Here is a 23,425-nt window from a genome sequence, read left to right as displayed (position 1 = left end):
AAACCAGAACAGACAAGCGCTACAGAATATCTGTAGCGTTTTTATTACTTTTTTTGTAAGTTGTTGATTTGCAGTTTGTATATTGGTGTCTTGAGTTTGAATTCCTATATTTGTAACTACCAAAAACAAAACTATGAAAACACAGTTTCTAAAAACAAGAATTCTGAGAAGATCAGAATTAAAACAAATTAACGGAGGAATTGGTCCCCTGAATCCGTGCAACGTCCTATGTCCCGGTGGTGGGGTTGTTTCAACAAGACCGGGAATAGGAGATGTTTGCAATTCAGACAGATCCGTCTGTTGTATCTGCTATTAATTATCAGGATATAAGGTAGAATAGTATTGCCTTTTGTGGACCCTGCGGTCCTTATCATAAAAAAGGATGTTCTTATCGAAGAACATCCTTTTTCTATATAGAAAATAAACCATTACACAAAAGGAGCTTTCACTACTTTTGCAGGAATGTTTTTGTTTCTTACCTGGATAAAGATTTCAGAGCCTAATTTGAAGTGAGGTTTGTCCACATAAGCAAGACCTAATCCTATTTTTTTCATCGGAGACTGTGTTCCCGAAGTTACTTTCCCGATCACATTACCTTCAGCATCTACAACAGGGTAGTCATGTCTTGGTACTCCTTTGTCCTGTAATTCGAATCCAACCAATTTTCTGGTCACTCCTTCTTCTTTTTGTTTTGCAAAAATATCTTTAGACACAAAATCTTTATCAAATTTAGTGATCCATCCCAGACCTGCTTCAATGGGAGACGTTGTATCATCAATATCATTACCGTAAAGGCAGAACCCTTTTTCTAACCTTAAAGTATCTCTAGCTGCCAGTCCGCAAGGAATAATCCCTTCTTCCTCACCTGCTTTCAGAATTTCATCCCACAGTTTTTCAGCGCTTTCATTGTTAAAATAGATCTCAAAACCTCCGCTTCCGGTGTAACCTGTATTGGAGATGATCACGTCATTCACTCCGGCAACGCTTCCCACTGTAAAATGGTAGTAAGGAATTTCCGAAAGATTCACATCGGTAAGTTTCTGAAGAATTTCCGTAGCCTTAGGGCCCTGGATTGCCAATAAAGACATATCGTCAGAAGCATTGGTCATTTTCGCCCCGAAAGTGTTATATTTTGAAATATGATTCCAGTCTTTTTCAATATTGGAAGCATTCACAACCACGAAATACTTATCATCATCCATTTTGTAAACGATAAGGTCGTCCACAATTCCTCCGTTTTCGTTCGGAAGACAAGAATACTGAGCTTTTCCATTTTCAAGAGCATCAACATTATTGGTAGTCACCAATTGTAAAAGGTCTTTTGAACCCGGTCCTTCGATGAAAAATTGTCCCATGTGTGATACATCAAACAATCCTGCTTTCTCTCTTACTGCAAAATGTTCTTCCGTAACTCCTGAATATTGTACAGGCATTTCAAAACCTGCGAAAGGTACGATCTTAGCTCCCAGAGAAGCATGTTTGTCGTACAAGGCTGTTTTCTTCATATTTACTTTTTATTTCTTTATTTTAAAACTGTTAAAAGTCTCGTTAAACAGAGTCATATAGTTTCCGTTCCAGAATTTCTGACCGCAATTGATGCTCACCAGATACAGGTCTTTTTCCCTTTGGAAAGCCCTGGTAATCCAGAATAGTTTTTCTTTTTCATCAAAATACTCGTAAAAATATTCTGTATATCCTTTCTTGCTTCTGTTTTCTTTTACCTTATTTTCGGGCTCTTCTGATTTATAGAGAGCGAGAATGAATTTCTTCATTTCTTCCTTAGGAAGTGCCAGATCATGGTATTCCGAAATCGTAATGGCCCCGATTTCATTAGTCGGAAAAATATTGACAATATCACTGTCATTGGTAGATCTCCAGCCTTGCGGAATATTGATGGAGTAATTCGGGCTATCATATACCTGTGCCTTTTGAGCAAAAAACAGACATCCCGTCAGAAAAGCGGTTACAAGGAATATTTTTTTCATCGTTAAAAATGGTGTTTGTATTCTTCAAGGATAATTTTGAACCATTCCGTGAAGTTTTCCGGAGTTTCGGCTATTTCTTTATCCAAATCGGTAAGAGAAATAAATCGTACTTCTTCTACCTCTTCTTTATTTAAATTAAAATCAGATTCATGATTCCCCACAAATACATGGTCAAGCTCATGTTCCCAAAGACCTCCTCCAACATCTGCTTTGTAAATGAAATTGAATTTTTCCGTAAGCTCGGCTTCAATTCCCAGTTCCTCTTTCAGCCTGCGGGTAGCGCCTTCAAGATAAGTTTCTTCTTCTCTCGGATGTGAACATACAGCATTGGTCCATTGATTGGGAGAATGGTATTTTCCTGAAGCTCTTTTCTGAAGAAGCATTTCACCTTTACTGTTGAAGAGAAACACGGAGAAAGCACGGTGCAACAAGCCATTGATATGTGCCTGTTGTTTTTCCATCAGACCCAAGACTTCATCTTCAGGGTTTACTAAAACTACAAATTCTTCCATTCCTACAAATGTAAGTGTAATAAATGTATTTTGGAAATTTTTAGATAAACATCATGTTTTTGCTGGGTGAAAGGCAAAAATAAAGCAGCATTCTGAATATTTGTTGAACTCTATACCAATAAATGATTGAACTTCCTTGAAGATCCGCTACTGACCATTTTATTCATCAATTAAACCCCGAAAACGAAAATTTTTAATCAAAACCAATAAAAAAACGAATAAAATGTTTATATTATTCTTTAAATACAAGTTTTTATAGTATAATTTTAATATAAACTAAGATTAATCTGTCTGATATATTCAAAAGCCTTAACTTTGTTACTTAATGTTAACGGATGGAATTAGAATACATAGAGCATTTAAGTCCTATTCTTAAGGACGGAGTTAAAAATTACTTAATAGACATAGACGGAACCATTACAGATGACGTTCCCAATGAAGAACCGGAAAGAATGGTTACCTGTGAACCTTATCCCGATGCATTGGCTACCGTTAATAAGTGGTATGATGAAGGACACCAGATCTGTTTCTTCACATCTAGAACCGAAAATCTAAAACAAATTACAATTGACTGGCTGGATAAACATGGGTTCAAATACCATAGCGTACTCTGCGGGAAGCCAAGAGGGGGAAATTATCACTGGATAGATAATCACCTTGTAAGAGCTACACGATATAAAGGTAGATTTACAGATTTGGTAGAAAAACAAGTGACTATTGAAGTTTTCAAAGAAGACGGAGAATAAAATATAACTGAGAGATTTAAAGATTAAATGTGGTGTATACTTTAATTTTTAAATCTTTTTACTTTTTAATATACGAGTATTTATGAAGATTTTAGCAAACGACGGCCTGGATCAATCCGGAATTGATGCATTACAAGAAAAAGGCTTTGAAGTTATTACAACAAAAGTTCCACAGGAGTTTTTAGTGGATTATATCAACGAGCACAAAATCCGTACTTTATTGGTAAGGAGTGCAACGAAAGTAAGGAAAGATATTATTGACGGATGTCCCTCTATTGAAATTATCGGAAGAGGCGGTGTCGGAATGGATAATATCGATGTAGATTATGCAAGAGAAAAAGGAATTCATGTGATCAATACACCATCTGCGTCATCAGAATCGGTTGCCGAGCTTGTTTTTGCCCACTTATTTTCAGGAGCAAGGTTTCTTCAGGACTCTAACAGAAAAATGCCTTTGGTGGGGGATACTGAATTCGCAGGACTTAAAAAAGCATATGCCGCCGGTATTGAACTAAGAGGAAAGACGATTGGTATCGTAGGTATGGGGAGAATCGGGCAGGAGGTAGCCAGAATTGCTCTGGGACTCGGGATGAGAGTGATTGCTGCTGACAATAATGTTGGTAGGGCCAGCATTAAAGTAAAGTTCTACAATAATCAGTTTATCAACGTAGATATAGAAACTGAACCTTTACAGGATGTTTTGAAGCATTCAGATTTTATCACCTTGCACGTTCCGGCTCAGAAAGACGGATACATGATCGGTAAAAATGAATTTGACATCATGAAAGATGGTGTGGCGATCGTTAACTGTTCAAGAGGAGGAGTAATTGATGAAGCAGCTTTGATCGAAGCATTGGATTCAGGCAAAGTAAAATTTGCGGGACTTGATGTTTTCATCAACGAACCTACACCTTCGAAAGAAATTTTAAACCACTCTAAAATCTCTCTGACGCCTCATACAGGTGCATCCACACTTGAAGCCCAGGATCGGATCGGTCTTTCTCTGGCAGAGCAGATTTCAAGTATTTTACAGATTCATAATTAAAATATGATAAAGCTGTTCCATTATTGAGACAGCTTTTTTTACACATTGCAGAAGATAGACATACCATTAATCTGTAATGACAGGCGAATTTATAGGGGTGTTGTTTTTTGCAATAATGAATGTAAAAATCGCATAAAAAGCATTTCCGTTTGATCCGTTATGGGTCCAGTCCTGAAATTTGTATTCGTAGCTGAAATTAGCAGGGACTAAGCGGTAATTTAATATATTTTATCTTTTTGATAGTATCGTGAATTTAATGTTATTGTTTCAAATATATCAATATGATGAGATTTAAATTGTCTTTTTTGTAATAAATAACTTGTTTTCGTTGCGGTATTTACAAGTTGAGGAAGTGTAAAAGGTATTTGATTCTTTTGTTTCAAAGCATAAAAAAACCGGAGAAGTAAAAACTTTTCCGGTAATACTATATAAATGCCGGTAACAGGCATTGGTGTTGTATTATATATTGTTTTTGCTTTTCAGAATATCTCTGATTTCTGCCAACAACTTTTGATCGTCAGTAGGTCCGGCCGGAGCAGGAGCTTCTTTCTTGATGATTTTGTTTGCTCCTTTGATGATCCAGAAAAGAACCATAGCAATACACAGAAAGCTGATCACTGCAGAAAGGAAATTTCCGTAGGCTACACCGTTCCATGTAAGTTTAGAAATATTTTCTGCGCCTGCAGCTTTTAACGCCGGGTTCAAAAGCAGAGGAGTCACAACATCTTCTACCAGAGAGGTAACAATCTTACCGAAGGCTGCTCCGATGATCACACCGACAGCCAGATCAAGCACATTGCCTTTAAAGGCAAACTCTTTAAATTCCTTAACAAATCCCATAATTTATATTTTTTTAATTGTATTTACACAAAAATATAATTAAAAAATGTAAAAAACATTACTTTTTACCGTTTTTTATTCTACAAATGTTGAATTTTGTCTTAAATTTAGGTATGTTGTTTTCATGAAAACAACCCTTTATCATGTTCTATTATTTAATATGGATGTAGCCGTATAATTAAGATCTTTACTAACTGGTTTAAAAGTCCTCAACAAGCAATGAAAATATTTACAGCAGAACAAATAAAGAAATGGGATGAATTTACCATTATGAATGAACCTGTTTCCTCTATTCAGTTAATGGAAAGAGCCTCATTGGCGATTGCCAACTGGATCTCGGAGAACTGTAAAAATCACAAAAAGCTGGTGGTTTTTTGTGGTAACGGTAACAATGGCGGCGATGGATTGGCCACTGCAAGGATATTATATCAAAAAGGTTTTGACATAGATGTTTTTGTACAAAACCCTAAGGGAAAGTTTTCGGAGAATGCTTCAGTCAATCTTAGAAGGCTGAGGGATATTTCGGGAATCAGTGTGAAACAGTTTAAAGATATTAATTCCTATTATTTTGATGATAAAACGATTATTGTTGATGCACTGTTCGGTACCGGATTATCCAGGCCTCTGGAAGGTGAGTATCAAAAAATAGTTGATCAGCTGAACGTAAAAAAGAATAATAAAATAGCAATAGATCTTCCTTCTGGTCTTTTATCTGATGCAATAAGTGAAACTGATGCTTCCATTGTAAAAGCAGATTATACTTTAAGCTTTCAGTCCTGGAAAAGAAGTTTTCTTCATCCCGAGGCTGGTGAGTATACAGGAAAAGTGATCATTCTTGATATCGATCTACACAAAGAATATGCGCAGATAACGAAAACGGGATATCAGGTGGTTGATGATCCTCTTATTGAATCTGTTTTCCGGCCCAGAAAAGATTTTTCGCATAAGGGAAGTTACGGAAAAGCTACGATCATTGCCGGAAGCTATGGAAAAATGGGAGCTGCGGTACTGGCTACAAAATCAGCTTTGAAAACAGGAGCAGGGCTCACTTTTACCCTTGCTCCCCAATGCGGATATGATATCCTGCAGACATCCTGCCCTGAAGCTATGTTTATCAAAGGCGGAGAAGATACGATTGAATATTTTGAAGTTGATAAAGATACATTTTGTGGAATAGGGCCGGGTTTAGGCAACCATCCTGATACTAAAAAAGGATTTCTGAAGTTTTTAAAAAACTATCAATTCCCTTTGGTTTTGGATGCCGATGCTCTGAATATGATTTCCCGGGATCCGAAAAACCTTACATTAATCCCGGAAAAATCTATTATTACCCCGCATCCGAAAGAGTTTGAAAGACTTTTTGGAAAAACAGACAATTCTTTTGCACGGTTAGAATTAGCCAGAGAAAAATCAAAAGAGCTGCAAATTTATATAGTTTTAAAAGACCATCATACCCAGATTATTACTCCTCAGGGAGATGTGTTCTATAATGTAACAGGAAATGCAGGATTGGCCAAAGGCGGTAGCGGAGATGTTCTTACCGGCATTCTGACAGCTCTTCGTGCGCAAGGATATTCTGAAGAACACACTTGTATTCTCGGTGTATGGCTGCACGGGAAAGCTGCTGACTTTGCAGCGGAAAAGTATTCAAAAGAATCTATGCTTCCTACCGATGTAATTAATGAGTTGGGGAATGTTTTTGCCTTGCTGAATAAAGAAGTGACGAAAAATTTATAAGTATTGAGCAAAAAATAAGTAAAAAAGGCAAATTTGCTGGTATGCAAATTTGCCTTTTCTATGGTTGAATTAATATTTTATCTTATTCAGGTTTTTCGTTTTCCGCCTGAGTGATCTTAAATTTTTTGGAAACAATCATAATGATAACTCCGGCTATCATGAACGGGATAGAAAGAACTTGTCCCGTATTCAGGCTTCCGATCTGGATGAATTCATCTCCCTGAGGTTCTTTCAGGAATTCTACAAAGAATCTGATTGCCCAGAGAATAATAAAGAAGAGCCCGAATAACCAGCCTTGCTGATATTTTTTATCTGTTTTTCTATACAAAACCCATAATAAAATGAATAAGGCAACATAGCCTACCGCTTCAAATAACTGGCTTGGGTAACGTGGTACGGTAACCCCGTATTCACTGCTTTGCTGAGGGAAAAGTAATGCAAACGGAGAATTAGGATCTGCAGGCTTACCTACAATTTCAGAATTGAAAAAGTTACCCATTCTTACAAATGCGCCACCCAGGGCAACCACGATACCTAATCTGTCATATACCCAGAATGGATTTTTCTTAATGATTTTGAACGAATAATAGAGCGTCGTGAAAATAAGCGCAATCGTTGCTCCATGACTTGCTAAACCTGAAAATCCAGTGAATTTCAGTCCGTTTTTCGTACTGATGGGTAAAAATACACTCCAGAAGTCTTCTTTAAACAATTCCGGCTGATAAAAAATAACGTGGCCTAATCTTGCTCCAAGGATAGTTCCTATCAGGGTCCATGTAAAAAGCGGCTCAAGGTATTTCTGGTTGACATTATCTATTTTAAAAATTTTGGTCATTAAAAGATATCCGAAACCAAAAGCGAATACAAACATCAGGCTGTAAAAGTGAAGGGTAACAGGTCCGAGCTGAATACCTTTAGACGGATCCCATATTTTGAAAGGTGTTTCAAGTTCTACTTTGTCAGAAGCTGAAATTGGTTTTGCCGATTTTACAGCGTATTTGAATGTGGTAATATTATCTTTGGTAATATCGGTATCAATCATTTTAAAATTCTTATCAAAAAACTGATACTTAGAATCTCTGAATCTTGCTAAAGTAGAGGCTCCGTAATTGTAATAAGCAGGCTCAAAATTTGATTCATTGAGGATAACAAGGATATTATTGTTGATCGCTCTGTCAGGAAAAGCACTGAGATCGCCCAGTTCTGTAGTAGAATAGATCTTTACAGGAACATTATTTCCGTTGACTTTTAATGAGCCATCCGATAGCCCCTCAGAATATTGCTGAGCAAAAAAGAACTGAGTGACCAATGCAAATATGACAAGATAAATTCTGAAAAAAATAGTACTCATTTTCTATTAATTTAATAGTTTGTTTTTAATGTTTATGTTTAGGGGGAACAGGATCGTAGCCGCTTCCTCCCCATGGGTGACAACTTAAAATTCTTCTGAACCCCATCCAGAATCCTTTGAATATGCCATGAACCTGAAGTGCTTCGATCATATAATGGGAGCAGGTAGGCTGATAACGGCAATTTCTGGGAAGTAATGGCGAGATAAACCATTGGTAAAATTTTATCAGAATTACCAGCGGGAATGTAATGATTTTATTGAATGTAAGTTTCAAAACAATGCAAAAATAGGGTAAAAAAATGAAAATTAGTTTAATTTTGTTAGAAGTTTCAGCGATCAGAAAGCTGAAGTATTTATCTCAAAAAAATAGCATTACCTTGAATCATAATATTCCATTAGCTGAAAAATTAAGACCCAAAACCCTGGATGATGTACTGGGGCAGGAGCATCTTACCGGAGAGAAAGGAACGATCAGGAAAATGATCGAAAATAACACCCTTAATTCCCTGATTCTTTGGGGGCCGCCGGGAACAGGAAAAACCACGCTGGCAGAAATTATTTCTGAAAAATCAGGCAGAAAGTTTTATAAGCTTTCGGCTGTTTCTTCAGGGGTAAAAGATGTGAGGGATGTGATTGATGATGCCAAGAAACAAAATCTGTTTTCGGGAAAATCACCAATTCTATTTATCGATGAAATCCACCGTTTTAATAAATCCCAGCAGGATTCTCTGCTGCATGCCGTTGAGAAAGGCTGGATTGTCCTGATAGGAGCTACCACGGAAAACCCGAGTTTTGAGGTGGTTTCCGCATTATTGTCCCGAAGTCAGGTGTATATTTTAAAGGCGCTGAGCTATGATAAGCTGGAAGAACTTATTGATATTGCTTCGGAAAGGTACAATAAAGATGAAGGAACTGATTTTAAAATTATAGAAAAAGAAGCTTTTATTCAGTATTCCGGAGGGGACGGAAGGAAACTGATTAATGCTGTAGAACTGGTTTTGAATCAATATAAGAACTCGGATATCCGGGAAATTACCAATGCGAATGTTCTTGAAGTGCTTCAGGAGACGATGGCACTGTATGATAAAAATGGAGAACAGCATTATGATATTATTTCAGCTTTTATTAAGTCTATGAGGGGTGGAGATCCTAATGGGGCGGTTTATTGGCTGGCGAGAATGATTGCCGGAGGCGAGGATATAAAGTTTATTGCGCGAAGAATGCTTATTCTGGCTGCTGAAGATATCGGATTGGCCAATCCCAATGCTTTAGTCATGGCCAACAATTGTTTTCAGGCTGTCAATGTGATCGGGAATCCCGAGTCCAGAATTATATTAAGTGAAACGGCTGTCTATCTTGCGGTTTCCCCTAAAAGCAATTCAACATACATGGCCATTAATGAGGCATTAGCTTTGGTAAAACAAACAGGAAACCTTCCTGTACCGCTTCATTTAAGAAATGCCCCTACCAAATTGATGAAAGATCTGGATTATGGCAAAGAGTATAAATATGCTCATTCCTATGAAGGGAGTTTTGTAGAACAGGACTTTTTACCTGAAGAAATTAAAAATGCCAAACTCTATCAGCCCGGAAAAAACTCTACGGAAAAGAAGATTTATGAGGAACTTAAGAAAAAATGGGGAAATAAATATTAAAAGAAAAAAGGATACTGTGTTTCAGTGTCCTTTTTTATATGATTGAGATCTTATTTATTTCAGGGTTATGAATAACGTTTTCTTTCCGTTGTAATCTTTTACTTCCCCATTGTCGATGATTTGGGGATATACCATTGTACTGGTGTCGCTAAATTCATGTTCACCCATAAATACGGGAGTATCTTTTGCAACCCCATATTGTGTATTGATTTCAGCAAGGGACATTCTGTCCATTACATTTTCTCCGTTTTTGAATTTATATTCGGTAACTCCTTTCGTAAAAATAGAACTGTATTTTTTCAGATCTGCCGGAAGATTGGCTGCCGTGTAAGTTTTTGAAACCTGCAGCACAGATTTTTTTGAATTGAACAGATTTACTGTCCCAATAGCGTTATCAGCAACTGCAAATTTCTGTTGAGCAAATAATGTTGCAGATGACAGTATTAAAAAAGAATAGAGTAATTTTTTCATAATCAGAATATATAGCTGTTAAAAACGAGATAAATATAGTTATTTTTTGTAAAATTTGAATTAAATATTACAATGTTTTAAATTTTGTTTATAAATAACGGCTTTTAGCTTCATTATACGTCAGTTTCTTCTTCATTTTTATTCTTTTGTTCAACCATATTTCTGATTAAATTTTTAAAACGCTGAAAAGTAAATGAACTCACCAACAATATAATACCTAATACAATGAATGCACTGATTCTCGAAATATTATCCATCTGCCACACATCATAGGTGTAAAGTTTTAAAACCATAAGGGCTATTAAAGCAAACCCGATTTTATTATATTCCTTACTGTTCTTTTTTAACCCTGTGTAGATGAGTACGCTGGCAAGAATCGTCCATATAATAGGTAAATATAAAATATTGAAATGCTTTTGTACTTCGAAATACTGTGTCAGATTATGGGAGGTATTGAGAACATAGGCATGATGGAGCTCGCAGCTTACAGCCGTAATGAATGCTAGAGATAAAACCCAGTAAGATATTTTGTTTTTGTGAAAATCTGAATCGGGAATCACGGTAAAGCATAGATATATAAATGGTATCCATTGCAGAAGATGAAGTAAATAGAACCTTGAATCGAGTTCTTTTGATAAAACAGCTGTCACTACAGATGAAGTAGAAACTGATATGGTAATGATTAACAATACCAGGAACAGGTAAATTAATGCATTCTGAAAAGTAACATTAATATTGAGCTTTCTTCTGAAAACCAATAATATAAAAATATAGTAAAGACTGAATAACAAAGCTACATTGACAACAGCAGCCCAGGGCATGCTATGAATATGGTAAATGATTTCCAGCAATAAGGCGGTATAGATCATTCCGTAACTAACAACGCTGATAAGATCTTCAAAAAAAGTATTGTTTTCTGACGGAGTTTCTTTGCGGGTGTTTTTTAACAGATATAAATTGGTAATTGCTGAAACAACAGTAACCAGGCTTGTTAAAAATACCGGATTTACTATAATGCTGAGATGTCTGCTATAAAAATATTCACTCCATGTGATGACCTGGGCGATAATAACCAGTGGAAAAAGAATATAAAAACAGGTTTTAAAAATTGTATGTCCGGTTCTCTTCCAGATAAAAAGAAGTAGAGTAGCTTCAATGGCCCAGACACTGGTAATAAGATGGGTTTTAAACTGAAGAGCAATAGCAATGGTAATAAGACTGACGCTGATACCTGCAAATACTGAAAAAGGAATTCCAAAATATTTTTTCCCGTATTCTCTGAACAAAAGAATGGTATTAATGATGGCAAAAACAAGTGGGAAAATAATAACCGGCTCGTATTTTAATTCGTTAAAAGTATAGAACAATCCTATAATACTTGTAAAATTAATTAAAGCAAGCATTAAAATATCCCAGGTTGAAAGTATATTTTTCCTTATGTAATCGTGCAGCGCAAAAATGTAGAAAATAACATAACTGATCATATAAAAAACAATGCTTAGGAGTTCCGGTTTTTCTGAAGTCCAGTAAAGGAGATAAAGGGTGGTAAAGACATAAGCTGTCCATCCTACACTTTTCCAGTTTTTCAGAAAGGCGGTGGTGAGCATTCCTACATTAAGGAGACTTAGATAGATAAACAGGAAAAGATAGTTACTTTGTCCTGTACTGATCATTAAAGGAGCAGAAAAACCTCCTATTAATGAGAAAATAATCAATACCTCACTTTTATAATAATAGGAGAGAAGGATAGAGATGACTGTGATAAGGATAGTAATGGCAAAAGCTATATTCTGGGAAAAAAGATGGTATTCGCGGAATGCTATTGTAATGGTAAAGTACAGCACGGCAATCCCGCCCCCTGTAATGATAGAGGCAAAAGTGGTATAACTTTTTCTGAGAAAATGTCCCGTAAGAATAATGGCTGCGGCGGTACAAAAACCTATTCCTGCTCTTGCGGTTTCCCCGATCCAGTTTTTATCAATCGCGTATTTTACAAAATATCCTATCCCAAGTACAAGCGTGAAGATACCGATAATAGTAAGTGCATTCTGTTTTAGAAAGTCAAATACCGGGCTAAGCCAATCTTTTTGAGTTGGGAGAGGATCAGCTTCCCGGATTTTATGCTGCTGTGCTTCTTCCTGATAAGCGGATTGTGTTGGTAGTGGCGTTTCTGCCTGAAGGGCTTCTTGCTTTGGTATTTCTGTCTGTACTAAAGGTTTTGTAATCTTGGCATTGAGGTCTGAGACCTTTTTTTCAAGTTTTCGGATCTTGTTATTCAGATTATTGAAGATGATAATAATCACCACGATTACTATGACAGCAAGAAGTTCATTCATTGTATAGTTTTTATCAAATATAAAGAAATTTGAAATGGGAGAAAAAATTAACCCATCACAGAGACAGTGATGGGTTAACGATATAGATAACTAACAATATGTTTTAGTTGGATATTTTATAAATATAGAAAGATGAGGTACTGGATCCAAGTAGTCCTACATCCAATGCCGTAGACCCTGTCAATCCGAATGAGATTTTATCTCCTGCCTGAAATGAATATACAGAGCTAAGAGAGCTGTCCGAGATGGTTAAACTTAAAAGTACAAGGTTGGCTCCACTGAACGGACGGCTATCGATTATAGTAGCGACACCGGCTCTGGTTCTTACAATTCCCACTCCGGGATTGTTTGCTAATAATGATGCCTGAAGCCCAGTTCCATAACGGAAAGAGAAACCTATCGCATATACTCCTGTTGAAGGAATTGTGTACGTATTGTCTGTGTCACTGAATAATGAAGCTGATCCGATTGTTCTTTCTGCGGCTAAGAAATTAACAGCTCTAAATCCGGAAGGAAAAAGACCAAGGCTTAAAAGACTGATCCCCGTAGTTTTTTTGGCTGCAAAAACTGAGGTGTTGGTGTTAGAAGCTGCTATTACAATTTGCGGATCCATGATGAAAACCTCATCATTCCCAAGATTGCTTGCCAGGAGTTGAAAACCGGGTAATGCTGTAGCTTGTGGAGTATCACGCACAATTAATGTTCCGTTGACATCAAGTGTTGCTGCTGGAGTTGAAGTGTTAATCCCAACTTGTGAAAACACAGGGAAACTTGCGAATGCTAAAAGTAGACTGTAGATTTTAGTTTTCATGATCAGATTTTTTTAATTAGTTTCTTAGGTATAAAGATAATAAAAAAAAATATTTAATATTATTATATTTTCAATTTTAACATTAATATGATATTGATAACTTAAACATATGTTTATATTTTACCCTAAGATGTTCCATAATGTGATTACTGTTTATTTTTTTTTAATTTTAAATAATGGGTTAAAGGTATAAAAAAAACATATATCCTATAGTATTGAATTAATTTTTTTTAAAAAAAATATCCATCACTTGTTAGGTGATGGATTTACAAAAGATTATCGCTGATTGATGATCCTGTTTAGAGGTAAAAATATCAGCTCTCCAGAAGGAATTCTTTGTAATTGCCTAAAAAATCCACTTCAGCATGAATAGACTCAAGTTCTTTTAAAGCATTACCATGCAGTACTTCCTCCCATGAGCCTACTACATTGATAAAGAAGAAATAATTACCCAGACCGGTCTTCAATGTTCTGGATTCAATTTTGCTCAGGTTCATTTTCCTCCAGGCAAAAACAGATAAAACCTGATGCAAGCCTCCCGGATGATCCTCCGGCATGGTAATCAACATCCCTGATTTCTCACCTAATATCTCCAGTTTATTATTGTCATAAGTACCGGGTTCTTTTGAGATAATGATAAACCGGGTGTGGTTTTGTTCAAAATCCTGAATATTACGGTTGATAATTTTCAACCCATATAAATTGGCCGCAAATTGATTGGCTACTGCTGCTATTTGAAGATCCGGATTTTCAGAAACGTATTTTGCTGCAGCGGCGGTAGAAGAGAAATCCTGTTTGGGAACCCCTTTGTAGTGGGTATCCAGAAAATGGAAGCTCTGTGCCAGCGCTTGCGGATGAGAATATATTCTCTCCATATCTTCAATAGCGTTTTCCGGATGGATCATCAGGTGGTGGGCGATAGGCATTACTGCTTCTGCCTGAATTTTAATAGACGGTGTCTTATACAGATAATCAAGGGTCATGGAAACAGTGCCTTCTATAGAGTTTTCTAAAGGAACTACTGCTTTTATTGCTTCTCCGTTTTCCACAGCATTGAAACAATCCAGAATACTGGCCTGTGGCATAAGCTCATTATCCGGGAAGAGCTGTGCTGCGGCAAGTTGGGTAAAACTGGCGTGAGGCCCCAAAAATGCAATCTTCATAAATAAATATATAGGGTGTTGTTATAATTAAAAAGCAAAGGTGCGAATTAAAGTTTAAAGTTCAACGAAGAAAAACCGGGCTTTCAGGGCTTTTCTTCCTTCCGGATCCATATTTAATAATAAACGGTAAACAGTGGGATCGTATAATCAATTATAGGCGGTAATTTTCCTAGTTTTTGATGTCCTCTATCTCTTGCCAGTTATCTTCAATAAACTTCATCAGAAAATCAGGACATTTAATGATCTTATTGGTGTTGGCATCAAGGAAGAATAAAGTGGTGGAAGCCTCTGTGATTTTAATATGCTCTTCGTTGTAGATCTCATACTCAAATTCAATTTTTACCCCCGGAATTTTTTTGATATACGTATGAATTTCTAATTTCTGATCGTACAAGGCAGGGCGTAAATATTTAATTTTATAGTCTGAAACAGGTAGCCAAATTCCTTGGTTTTCAATTTCATTGTATGAAATTCCTATGCTTCTGAAGAGCTCAACTCTTCCTACTTCGAAGTATTCGGCATAGTTGCCATAGTATACATATTTCATAGGATCCGTTTCTCCGTAACGTACTCGTATTGAGTGTGTTGTGTGTATCATTTTATGTGTTAAATTATACATACAAATATATTTTTAAATAATCAATACCTGCAATATTTTTTTTTGAAAAGAAAAAATTGGACCTTTGTCTTCCTTCTAAAAACAGTACAAACAAAGAATAATCGGGGCATAAAAATGGATGACAATTTAATGATGATATGGCAGAAGTGCCTTCAGTTTATGCGTGATAACCTCAACGCAGCTGAAGATAATTCTGATCTAAAAAAACTTGAGAAATCTTTCGATATGTTATTTGATAAGGTTCAGCCGCTTTCATTAGTAGCCAATAACCTTACATTGATCGTGCCGAGTGATTTTTACAAGGAATATATCGAGGACAATTACCTGTCCTTACTTTCTGCTGCCCTGAAAAAAAATGTTGGAAAAGGAGTTAAATTATGGTATTCCGTAATGGAAAACAGACCAAAAGGTGAAGAAAAACCGGTTACCATGAATATGAAGGGACAAAGTGTTCCTACTCCTAAAACACAGGAAACAATGCCGCAGGGCTTTTCCGCTAATATTGTAAATCCTTTTGTTGTACCTGGAATAAGAAAAGTAAACATCGATTCTAATCTTAAACCTGATTATTCATTCGATAGTTATGTAGAAGGGGAAAGCAATAAATTTGCAGCTACAGTAGCAAGATCTATTGCCAAAAGACCTGGTGCCACTGCATTTAACCCTTTATTTCTGTACGGAGGTTATGGAGTAGGAAAAACTCACTTGGGTCAGGCAGTTGGTCTTGAAGTAAAAAACCAGTTCCCGGATAAAGTGGTTCTTTATCTGTCTTCAGAAAAATTTATTCAGCAGTTTATTTCAGCTGCAAAAGCTCATAAGCAAACAGAATTTGCCAATTTCTACCAAATGGTGGATGTACTGATCATCGATGATATTCAGTTCTTATCAGGAAAATCTGCAACACAGGACAGTTTCTTCCATATTTTTGATCACCTGCATCAAAACGGAAAACAGATTATCCTTACCTCGGATAAAGCTCCTGCTGATATTATGGATATTCAGGACAGGATTGTATCCCGATTCAAATGGGGACTTTCCGCAGAAATAAAATCTCCTGATTTATCGACAAGAAGACAGATTATTGAAGACAAATTAAGCAGAGACGGAATTGTTCTTCCTGGAGATATGTTGGATTTCCTTGCGGCAGAAGCAAAAACTAATGTAAGAGAACTTATAGGGGTAATCAACTCCGTGATTGCATATTCTACAGTATATAAGAGAGACCTGAGTCTTGAGTTATTAAAAGAAACCATCAACAGAATTGCAGCCAACCAGAAAAAGGTCATCAATATTCCTTATATTCAGGAAGTGGTATGCGACTATTTTGGAATCAAAAAAGAACAGCTTTTATCAAAGACAAGAAAAAGGGAGATAGCTTTACCAAGACAACTTGCAATGTACTTCTCTAAAGAATTTACCAATTCCACATTTACTAAAATTGGTGAAGAAATGGGAGGGAAGGATCACTCAACAGTAATGTATGCTTGTGATACCATCAAAGATGTATCAAAAATTGATAAAGAAATCAAGAAATACGTTAAAGATCTTACAGAAAGAATCAAACAATAGATTCTGGATCAAAAAATAAATTAAAATGGAGAATACTGGTATTCTTCATTTTTTATTTAGTTTTGTCTATAGAATATAAATTTTGCAATCATACAATCATGAGAATTTTGATGGTCTGTTTAGGAAATATTTGCCGAAGTCCTTTGGCAGAAGGCATTATGAAAACCAAATTGCCTGAAGGTTTTGAGGTAGACTCTGCCGGAACTATTTCCATGCATGAGGGAGAACATCCTGACAAGAGGGCCATTAAAACTGCCGCCAATCATGATATTGATATTTCCAGACAAAGATCAAGACCCATTATCCGGAAAGATTTTGAAACTTTTGATAAAATCTACTGTATGGATATTGACGTCCTTGAAGATGTGATTTCTAAAACTAAAAATGAGGAAGAAAGACAAAAGGTTTCCTTATTTTTGGAAGCACTCGGTGACCATAAAAACGCTGAAGTTCCTGATCCGTATTGGGGTGATATGAGAAATTTTGAAGAGGTTTTCCAACTTTTGGATAAGGGGTGTCATGCCATCAGAAACCAAATTATAACCTCATAATCATGAAAACACTTCTGTTTTTCTTAGTATGCTTTAGTTTCTCCTTTGCGCAAACAAAAGATGAAAAAGAGATCCGTAAAGTAATGGATGACTTTATGGAATGTATTAAAACCAAAGATGAAACAAGGTATCTGTCTTTATTTCAGGATCCTGTACTCTGGACCGGAATTTATAAAGACAGAACGCAGGCTAAACGTCTGGAAAAAAATCCTAAGGCAGAACATTACTTTGCCGATGATTATAAAGCCTTTATCAAAGGTTTTAAAGATAACAAGTCTGAAGAAAAATTTGACAATATTAAAATTATTGAAGATGGGGCTATAGCTTCTGCCAATTTCGATTACAGTTTTTGGTATAACGGTACAATGGAAAACTGGGGAAAAGAAATCTGGACGTTGATGAAAATCAACGGAGTCTGGAAGATTACCTCTGTCACTTTTTCCATGGATCTGGAGAAGTACTTTCCGCAACCCTCTTTAAACGAAAGAACAAAAAAATAAAACAATGCTTTTTTTACTCCCTGCTTATTTATCAGAAAACACTTCTATCACTCATTTTGCTCCTGTAATACAAGAGTATATCATGCAAACCGATTACTTCTTTGTGGAAAATGAAAAAACAGCCAGAAAGGTCGTTAAGTTCTTTGCTCCGGAAAAAAAACAGGCGGATTTGAAGCTGTTCTTACTGGATAAATATACTGAAAACAACGATATCAAAGAGGCTCAGGAGCTGATGCTGAAAGGGCAGGACTTCGGACTATTATCAGAAGCAGGGTTGCCTTGTATCGCAGATCCGGGCAATCTGATGGTAAAATGGTGTCACGAGAAAAACATCCGGGTAATTCCTATTTCAGGGCCTTCCTCTATAATCCTGGCTTTGATTTCCAGTGGCTTCAACGGTCAGGAATTTACCTTCCATGGATATCTTCCGATTGATAAAGGAGAAAAAAAGAAGCAGATTCTTCATTTGGAAAGCTTAGTTCAGAAAACAGGATACTCACAGATTTTTATGGAAACTCCTTACCGGAATAATGCGCTTTTTGATGATCTTTGTAAGTTTTTACCACCCAATACAAAGCTCTGTATCGCTGCGAATATTAATGATCCGGAACATGAATTTATCAAAACAAAAACGATCAAAGAATGGCAGAAACAAAAGCCTGAACTACATAAAATCCCTGCTGTTTTTGTGCTTGGAAAATAAACTAAACTCCCGTAGATCTGATACCTTCAGAGTACGGGAGTTTTTTTATTCCTAAACAGGAGTTTTTAACTCAATCTTATAATATTTCCATATTTGGTGATAAATGTTCAGCAATTTTACGTATTTTTATCTGACAGAATATTAAAATAGTTAAGCATAAAATATTATGAATTATAGATTTTATTATTTATTTAAGATATTAACTTATTTATTTTAATCTATTTAATTTTAATTGAATAATTTATAATTTTAATTGTTTTAGTGAATCTGGATGAGAATATTTTGCATCAATGAGTAAGGATTGCATGGTTGCAACATTCATTTTGTATACAGTTGATCCCATATGAGAAACACCAAATATTTAAATATGATTACACGTAAAATTTTTTTTCCGGTATTGCTGTTTTTGGCAATGCTGCTCCCTTCTTTAAGTCATGTCTCTGCACATGGATATGTAATGAGTCCTGCCTCCAGAGGATATCAGGGAAGTCTCGATAGGGCCACATTAGGCTATTCTACTGCCTTTGGAATATACGGCTCGGTCATTAATGAGCCTGGTTCTCTTGAAGCTCCGAAAGGCTTTCCCGCAATGGGGCCGGCAGACGGAAAGATAGCGTCTGCTAACGGAAGTATAGGAGGAGATACTACGCTTGATATTCAGACTGCTGACCGTTGGAAGAAAACCAATATTACCACCGGGGTGAATTCCTTTATCTGGAAGTATCTGGCTTATCATGCGACCACAAAATGGCATTATTATATGACAAAACAAGGTTGGGATCCCAATAAACCCCTTAGCCGGCAGGATCTTGAGCTTATTGGTACGGTAGGGCATAATGGTACGCCACCACAGGATAATGTTTCTCACCAGATTACAATTCCTTCCAACCGTACAGGGTACCATGTTATCTTGGCAGTTTGGGATGTAGCAGATACGACCAATGCATTTTATAATGTCATTGATGTTAATGTAACATCAGGAACGGGAGTTTCTACTCCGCCGGCTACCCCTGCAGGATTAACGCAGGTGGGAGTAACCAGTTCTTCAGCTAAAATAAGCTGGACTCCACAGTCAGATGCAGTAGCTTATACTGTTTTCCGAAACGGACAAAACATTCAGCAGGTCAATACAGCTTTATTTGAGGATGCCGGTCTAACGGCTAATACGGTGTATACCTATGAAATACAGGCGAAAGGTCCTTCCGGCCTGACTTCAGGAAAAAGTGCATCACTCAGCGTAAAAACAAATAGTGAAAGCAGTCTTGAAAAGCCTACACAGCCTTCCAATCTTCATTCAATGGGGGTTACTGAAAATTCTGCTTCACTGATGTGGACTGCATCAATCCACTCGCAGGGCATTAAAAACTATGATGTCTTTGAAAATGGTGTCAAAGTTGGTGAAACAGGACAGACCAGCTTTTTACGGACGGGTCTGGTGCAGGATACAGAATATCGTTATACAGTAAGATCTGTTGCCATGAATGGTCAGGTCTCCGAGATGAGCAATGAATTAAAAATCAGAACTAAAAAGACAATACCGGGTAATGGTCAAACCTATTGTAGTGCAGAACAGTATAATATAGCCAATGCATATCCTACAGCCGGGGTAAAAGTCTTCTATGCCTGTAAAATCTGGAAAAACAAATGGTATGCAAATCCGGGAGAACAGCCGGGAACCAATATGGTATGGGAGGAAGTGAGTGCATGTACCGAAGGTCCCGGTTGTGCATCAAGCGGTCCGGCTACTTATTGTGGTGCTCAGGATTATAATCCTCTGAAAACTTATCCGACAGCGGGAGCTAAGGTTTTCCATGCCTGTAAAATCTGGGAAAACAAATGGTACGTTAATCCGGGAGAAGTTCCGGGAAGCAATCCGGTATGGAAAGTTGTAAGTGACTGCTCTGAAGGTAAACCTTGTAAAATATCAGATCTTATCTCTAAAGAAAATAATCTTTCAGTGATTGTATCCGATTATGTGATCAGTTTTGCACCTGAAAGTTACTATTCTAAAATAAACCGGGTAGATATCATTACTCCTCAGGGACTGCAGGTCATGACTTTTATGAATCCTGAAAAGAATAATATGAATGTCGGCCGCCTTCCATCCGGAATCTATTTTGTGAAAATCCTTTACAAGGATGGGAAAAGTATCACGAAAACCATCAGGAAGGAATAAAGGGTATAAAAAATAAATAAAACCGTCGCTGTAGACGGTTTTTTTGTTACCGGGTTGAATGTGACATGAATTTAAAATTTTCCCTTTATCAAGTTATCTTCAGTTATTTACTTTTAAAAATTTAACAGCACTTAACAAGACTATTGCATTATTCTTATTTACAACATTTTACTGAAACATGATAAATTGTTGATAATGCAGTAAAAGTCCGGGCATCGAAGATGCCCGGACTTTTTATATGATAATATCTGAAGCTTACAGAATTTTACTTTCTCTTTGTCTTTCTGTTTTTCCATTTTTTCCACAGAAAAACCAGAACCGGGATCAGGAAAAAGAATGGCCACAAGGAAATAATTCCCAGCATAAAACCCACAAAACTATTCCAGCCTTCGGTTACAGAATCTACAAAACGGCTTCCAAAGCCTATTGTAGAGGTGGCTGAACTTCTTACTTTTTCTTTGTAAAGGTTTACTTTCAGGGTGCTGTAATATACCCGGTCATCGATAAATCGTAATCTGCCTTCAGCTCCATCAATTTCATCTTCCAGCCCACGGATCTTTTCCTGAATTTCCAGCATATCCTTTGTCGTGGCAGCACTTTTCAACAGATCACGATACTTTTCAAGATAGAGTTTTTTATTAGCTAATTTGATAGAAATATCGGTGTATTCTTCAGTAACATCGTCAGAAGAAATACTTTTTGAGAGAACAGAACCTATTCCATCAGCAAATGAATTGATGATTGCATCAAAGTTTTTATGCGGTACACGTATGGTGAGGTTGAGATTTTCATCAAGGTCTGAGTTCTGAAATTCTTCCTTTTGAATATAAGCATTGTTCTTTTTTACAATTTCATTTACCTGAGCCTGAGCTTTCTTAATCTCACCAACCTGAATCCTCATATTTCCGTTTTTAATGATTTTTCTGGATAGGGTATCTGTTGTTTTAACCTCAGGAGAAGAGCCTGTAGTCTTAGCATTCGGAAGAAGTTTTTCGGAAATAGATGAAGGAAGCGGCGGAGCTTCTTCAGTTACCATTTCTGCAAGGTCAGCATTAGCGGATCGTGTTTCAATACCGGATTTACTACAATTGATAAAGGCTAAAAAAAGTAAAGGCAAAAATAATGTTCTCATGAAATGTTAGTTTTTTCATGATGAGGTATCAAAAATCATGCTTAGAAGCATAAAAAGTCTGAAAACTTAAAAAACTAATATTTTACCCCGGTTTTTTTAAGGATGTAAGTTAAAAGCCAGATAGGGCCTACCAGAACGAACTGTACATCTTTCACTAAGGTTGGCTTTTTGCCTTCTATTTTGTGGCCGATAAGCTGGAAGATCCAGGTCACCACAAAAACAGCAAGATAAAGAATCCACGATTGCTTTCCCATAGTAATATTGACCTGATAAATAAAATGTTCCATAAGGACCATTATGGCGATCATAACAACTCCGATTAACAAAGAAAGTCTAACATAAAATAGGGTAATAAGAACCATACTGATCAGACTCACCATGCTGATGCATCCAAAATAGGAATTGCAGAAATGCGGTGCGGGAATAAGCGATACAAAGCCTAAAATAGTCCAGAAGATCAGAGGAACACAGATCCAGTGAATACATTTGTTAATTGCATTTCTATGGCTCTTACTATATTCTGCAAATAATAAATCAACCTTTCTCATACTCGTAGGAATTTGATAAATGCTAAAATAATAAAATTTTGCAATCAGTGATAAGAATGCTTATTTTTGTGACATGTCTGCCTTAGAAAAGTTCGGAGTTGAAATCTTTACACAGCGTAATATTTTTGAAAGAATTGCGGTGGATAAGCCATTCAGGCCGGATAATCCATCTTTTATTTTCATTAAATCAGGGACAATAAAACTCAGACAACATTTCAGCGACCTTGAAGTTTCTGCCAATATGTTTATGGTAACCGATCCCCAGACGATCTACGAAGTAGTGTCTGTAAGTGATGATTTTCAATCCCGGATGGTTTCTTATAAAAGAGAATTTATATCGGCATTATCTTTAAAATTTAACAGACTAATCACCTACCGCTATTTCAGGCAACAAATGAATAAAGGGGTTCCTTTTCCCAAAGATGAAATGGAAGTGGTCTGGAAAAGTGTCAACTTCCTCAAATATATCCTGGATTCGGAAACTGAAATGCTCTATAAAAAAGAAATGGTAGAACACCTTTTTTCCGTCTTCTGCTACCAGATGGCCGGCATTATTTCAAAAGAAGATAACAATTCTATGAATCAGATGTCGCGTCAGGAAGAAATTGTTTTTGTTTTTCTTACCAATGTTGCAGAACATCATCTTAAGGAGAGAACAGTGGAGTTTTATGCCGAACGGCAGTCTATTACAACCAGACATCTTTCAAGTGTGGTGAAATCCATTACAGGAAAGTCGGCGAGTCAGATTATTGCTTTAATCGTGATCAATGAAGCGAAGGTGCTTTTAAACTCGTCAACTAAACCGGTATCGGAGATTTCATCTACCCTCGGATTTAGTGATCAATACTCGTTTTCTCACTTCTTTAAAAAACATCTTAACGTGAGTCCCTCACAATACAGAAATCAGTTCGAAAACTAAAATCTTACATTTGAACATCTTTTTCCAAAAATCAAACATTTGATTGATTTTGTTAT

The 23,425-nt window shown here is 36.6% G+C and carries 24 protein-coding genes; 11 read left to right on the top strand and 13 right to left on the bottom strand.

Annotation, left to right across the window (positions count from 1 at the left end):
- Positions 1-133: 133 nt before the first annotated feature.
- Positions 134-316, top strand: coding sequence for a hypothetical protein (locus tag M030_RS25455; RefSeq protein ID WP_123840990.1), 183 nt, complete (start codon positions 134-136; stop codon positions 314-316).
- 112 nt (positions 317-428) lie between these two features.
- On the opposite strand, the gene gcvT is transcribed toward M030_RS25455, so the two are convergent.
- The 3 genes from gcvT to idi are packed head-to-tail and all read right to left on the bottom strand — an operon-like array spanning position 429 to position 2,497.
- Positions 429-1,505 carry a glycine cleavage system aminomethyltransferase GcvT gene (gene gcvT, locus M030_RS0106910; RefSeq protein ID WP_027372830.1) on the bottom strand — a complete coding sequence of 359 codons (1,077 nt, stop codon included), beginning with the start codon at positions 1,503-1,505 and terminating at the stop codon, positions 429-431.
- Positions 1,506-1,514: 9 nt separating this feature from the next.
- Positions 1,515-1,985, bottom strand: coding sequence for a hypothetical protein (locus tag M030_RS0106905; protein ID WP_034722224.1), 471 nt, complete (start codon positions 1,983-1,985; stop codon positions 1,515-1,517).
- A 2-nt stretch (positions 1,986-1,987) separates the two neighbouring features.
- On the bottom strand, positions 1,988-2,497 hold the full coding sequence (gene idi, locus M030_RS0106900) for an isopentenyl-diphosphate Delta-isomerase (RefSeq protein ID WP_027372828.1): 510 nt from the start codon (positions 2,495-2,497) through the stop codon (positions 1,988-1,990).
- A gap of 335 nt (positions 2,498-2,832) precedes the next feature.
- Here idi and M030_RS0106895 point away from each other — a divergent pair, with 335 nt between their 5' ends.
- Positions 2,833-3,243 (top strand): phosphoheptose isomerase, encoded by a 411-nt coding sequence (locus M030_RS0106895; protein ID WP_027372827.1) that lies wholly within the window; start codon positions 2,833-2,835, stop codon positions 3,241-3,243.
- A gap of 82 nt (positions 3,244-3,325) precedes the next feature.
- Positions 3,326-4,288, top strand: coding sequence for a D-2-hydroxyacid dehydrogenase (locus M030_RS0106890; protein ID WP_027372826.1), 963 nt, complete (start codon positions 3,326-3,328; stop codon positions 4,286-4,288).
- A 459-nt stretch (positions 4,289-4,747) separates the two neighbouring features.
- Here M030_RS0106890 and mscL read toward each other — a convergent pair whose 3' ends face one another.
- Positions 4,748-5,128, bottom strand: coding sequence for a large conductance mechanosensitive channel protein MscL (gene mscL / locus M030_RS0106880; RefSeq protein WP_027372824.1), 381 nt, complete (start codon positions 5,126-5,128; stop codon positions 4,748-4,750).
- Between the two features lie 219 nt (positions 5,129-5,347).
- Here mscL and M030_RS0106875 point away from each other — a divergent pair, with 219 nt between their 5' ends.
- A complete protein-coding gene (locus tag M030_RS0106875) occupies positions 5,348-6,865 on the top strand; it encodes a bifunctional ADP-dependent NAD(P)H-hydrate dehydratase/NAD(P)H-hydrate epimerase (RefSeq protein WP_027372823.1) in 1,518 nt (505 codons plus the stop codon).
- Positions 6,866-6,947: 82 nt separating this feature from the next.
- Here the strand turns inward: M030_RS0106875 and lgt are convergent, their stop codons facing one another.
- Positions 6,948-7,796 carry a prolipoprotein diacylglyceryl transferase gene (gene lgt / locus M030_RS23835; protein WP_034722268.1) on the bottom strand — a complete coding sequence of 283 codons (849 nt, stop codon included), beginning with the start codon at positions 7,794-7,796 and terminating at the stop codon, positions 6,948-6,950.
- A gap of 445 nt (positions 7,797-8,241) precedes the next feature.
- Positions 8,242-8,490 carry a membrane protein insertion efficiency factor YidD gene (gene yidD / locus M030_RS0106865; protein ID WP_027372821.1) on the bottom strand — a complete coding sequence of 83 codons (249 nt, stop codon included), beginning with the start codon at positions 8,488-8,490 and terminating at the stop codon, positions 8,242-8,244.
- A 103-nt stretch (positions 8,491-8,593) separates the two neighbouring features.
- Here yidD and M030_RS0106860 point away from each other — a divergent pair, with 103 nt between their 5' ends.
- Positions 8,594-9,871, top strand: coding sequence for a replication-associated recombination protein A (locus M030_RS0106860; protein WP_027372820.1), 1,278 nt, complete (start codon positions 8,594-8,596; stop codon positions 9,869-9,871).
- A 54-nt stretch (positions 9,872-9,925) separates the two neighbouring features.
- Here M030_RS0106860 and M030_RS0106855 read toward each other — a convergent pair whose 3' ends face one another.
- From M030_RS0106855 to M030_RS0106835, 5 genes are all read right to left on the bottom strand, one after another.
- Positions 9,926-10,342, bottom strand: a complete 417-nt coding sequence (locus M030_RS0106855) for a hypothetical protein (protein ID WP_027372819.1) — start codon at positions 10,340-10,342, stop codon at positions 9,926-9,928.
- A 113-nt stretch (positions 10,343-10,455) separates the two neighbouring features.
- Positions 10,456-12,678 carry a DUF2339 domain-containing protein gene (locus M030_RS0106850; protein WP_027372818.1) on the bottom strand — a complete coding sequence of 741 codons (2,223 nt, stop codon included), beginning with the start codon at positions 12,676-12,678 and terminating at the stop codon, positions 10,456-10,458.
- 103 nt (positions 12,679-12,781) lie between these two features.
- A complete protein-coding gene (locus tag M030_RS0106845; protein WP_027372817.1) occupies positions 12,782-13,489 on the bottom strand; it encodes a hypothetical protein in 708 nt (235 codons plus the stop codon).
- Between the two features lie 314 nt (positions 13,490-13,803).
- Positions 13,804-14,652, bottom strand: a complete 849-nt coding sequence (pheA, locus tag M030_RS0106840) for a prephenate dehydratase (protein WP_027372816.1) — start codon at positions 14,650-14,652, stop codon at positions 13,804-13,806.
- Between the two features lie 169 nt (positions 14,653-14,821).
- Positions 14,822-15,250, bottom strand: coding sequence for an acyl-CoA thioesterase (locus tag M030_RS0106835; protein WP_034722220.1), 429 nt, complete (start codon positions 15,248-15,250; stop codon positions 14,822-14,824).
- 135 nt (positions 15,251-15,385) lie between these two features.
- Here M030_RS0106835 and dnaA point away from each other — a divergent pair, with 135 nt between their 5' ends.
- From dnaA to M030_RS24895, 5 genes are all read left to right on the top strand, one after another.
- A complete protein-coding gene (dnaA, locus tag M030_RS0106830; RefSeq protein ID WP_027372814.1) occupies positions 15,386-16,840 on the top strand; it encodes a chromosomal replication initiator protein DnaA in 1,455 nt (484 codons plus the stop codon).
- Between the two features lie 98 nt (positions 16,841-16,938).
- Positions 16,939-17,391 carry a low molecular weight protein-tyrosine-phosphatase gene (locus tag M030_RS0106825; protein ID WP_027372813.1) on the top strand — a complete coding sequence of 151 codons (453 nt, stop codon included), beginning with the start codon at positions 16,939-16,941 and terminating at the stop codon, positions 17,389-17,391.
- Positions 17,392-17,393: 2 nt separating this feature from the next.
- The gene (locus tag M030_RS0106820) at positions 17,394-17,891 is read left to right on the top strand and encodes a DUF4440 domain-containing protein (RefSeq protein ID WP_034722218.1); all 498 of its coding nucleotides are present in this window, start codon (positions 17,394-17,396) and stop codon (positions 17,889-17,891) included.
- A gap of 4 nt (positions 17,892-17,895) precedes the next feature.
- Positions 17,896-18,594, top strand: a complete 699-nt coding sequence (locus M030_RS0106815) for an SAM-dependent methyltransferase (protein WP_027372811.1) — start codon at positions 17,896-17,898, stop codon at positions 18,592-18,594.
- Positions 18,595-18,961: 367 nt separating this feature from the next.
- The gene (locus M030_RS24895) at positions 18,962-20,770 is read left to right on the top strand and encodes a lytic polysaccharide monooxygenase (protein ID WP_185097384.1); all 1,809 of its coding nucleotides are present in this window, start codon (positions 18,962-18,964) and stop codon (positions 20,768-20,770) included.
- A gap of 265 nt (positions 20,771-21,035) precedes the next feature.
- Here the strand turns inward: M030_RS24895 and M030_RS0106805 are convergent, their stop codons facing one another.
- Together M030_RS0106805 and M030_RS0106800 are read right to left on the bottom strand one after the other, a co-directional pair.
- Entirely contained in the window at positions 21,036-21,902 is an 867-nt protein-coding gene (locus M030_RS0106805; protein ID WP_027372810.1) for a DUF4349 domain-containing protein, read from the bottom strand.
- Between the two features lie 74 nt (positions 21,903-21,976).
- Positions 21,977-22,450, bottom strand: a complete 474-nt coding sequence (locus M030_RS0106800) for a DUF962 domain-containing protein (RefSeq protein WP_027372809.1) — start codon at positions 22,448-22,450, stop codon at positions 21,977-21,979.
- A 73-nt stretch (positions 22,451-22,523) separates the two neighbouring features.
- On the opposite strand from M030_RS0106800, the gene M030_RS0106795 reads away from it, so the two are divergent.
- Complete coding sequence (locus M030_RS0106795) at positions 22,524-23,369, top strand: helix-turn-helix domain-containing protein (RefSeq protein ID WP_027372808.1); 846 nt, start codon at positions 22,524-22,526, stop codon at positions 23,367-23,369.
- Positions 23,370-23,425 lie beyond the last annotated feature (56 nt).

Origin of the sequence: Chryseobacterium sp. UNC8MFCol (assembly GCF_000482305.1) — a bacterium.
In the GTDB taxonomy this organism is placed as follows: domain Bacteria; phylum Bacteroidota; class Bacteroidia; order Flavobacteriales; family Weeksellaceae; genus Chryseobacterium; species Chryseobacterium indologenes.
The sequence above is the reverse complement of the archived record's forward strand: the minus strand, read 5'-3'. Positions and strand labels throughout refer to the sequence as shown.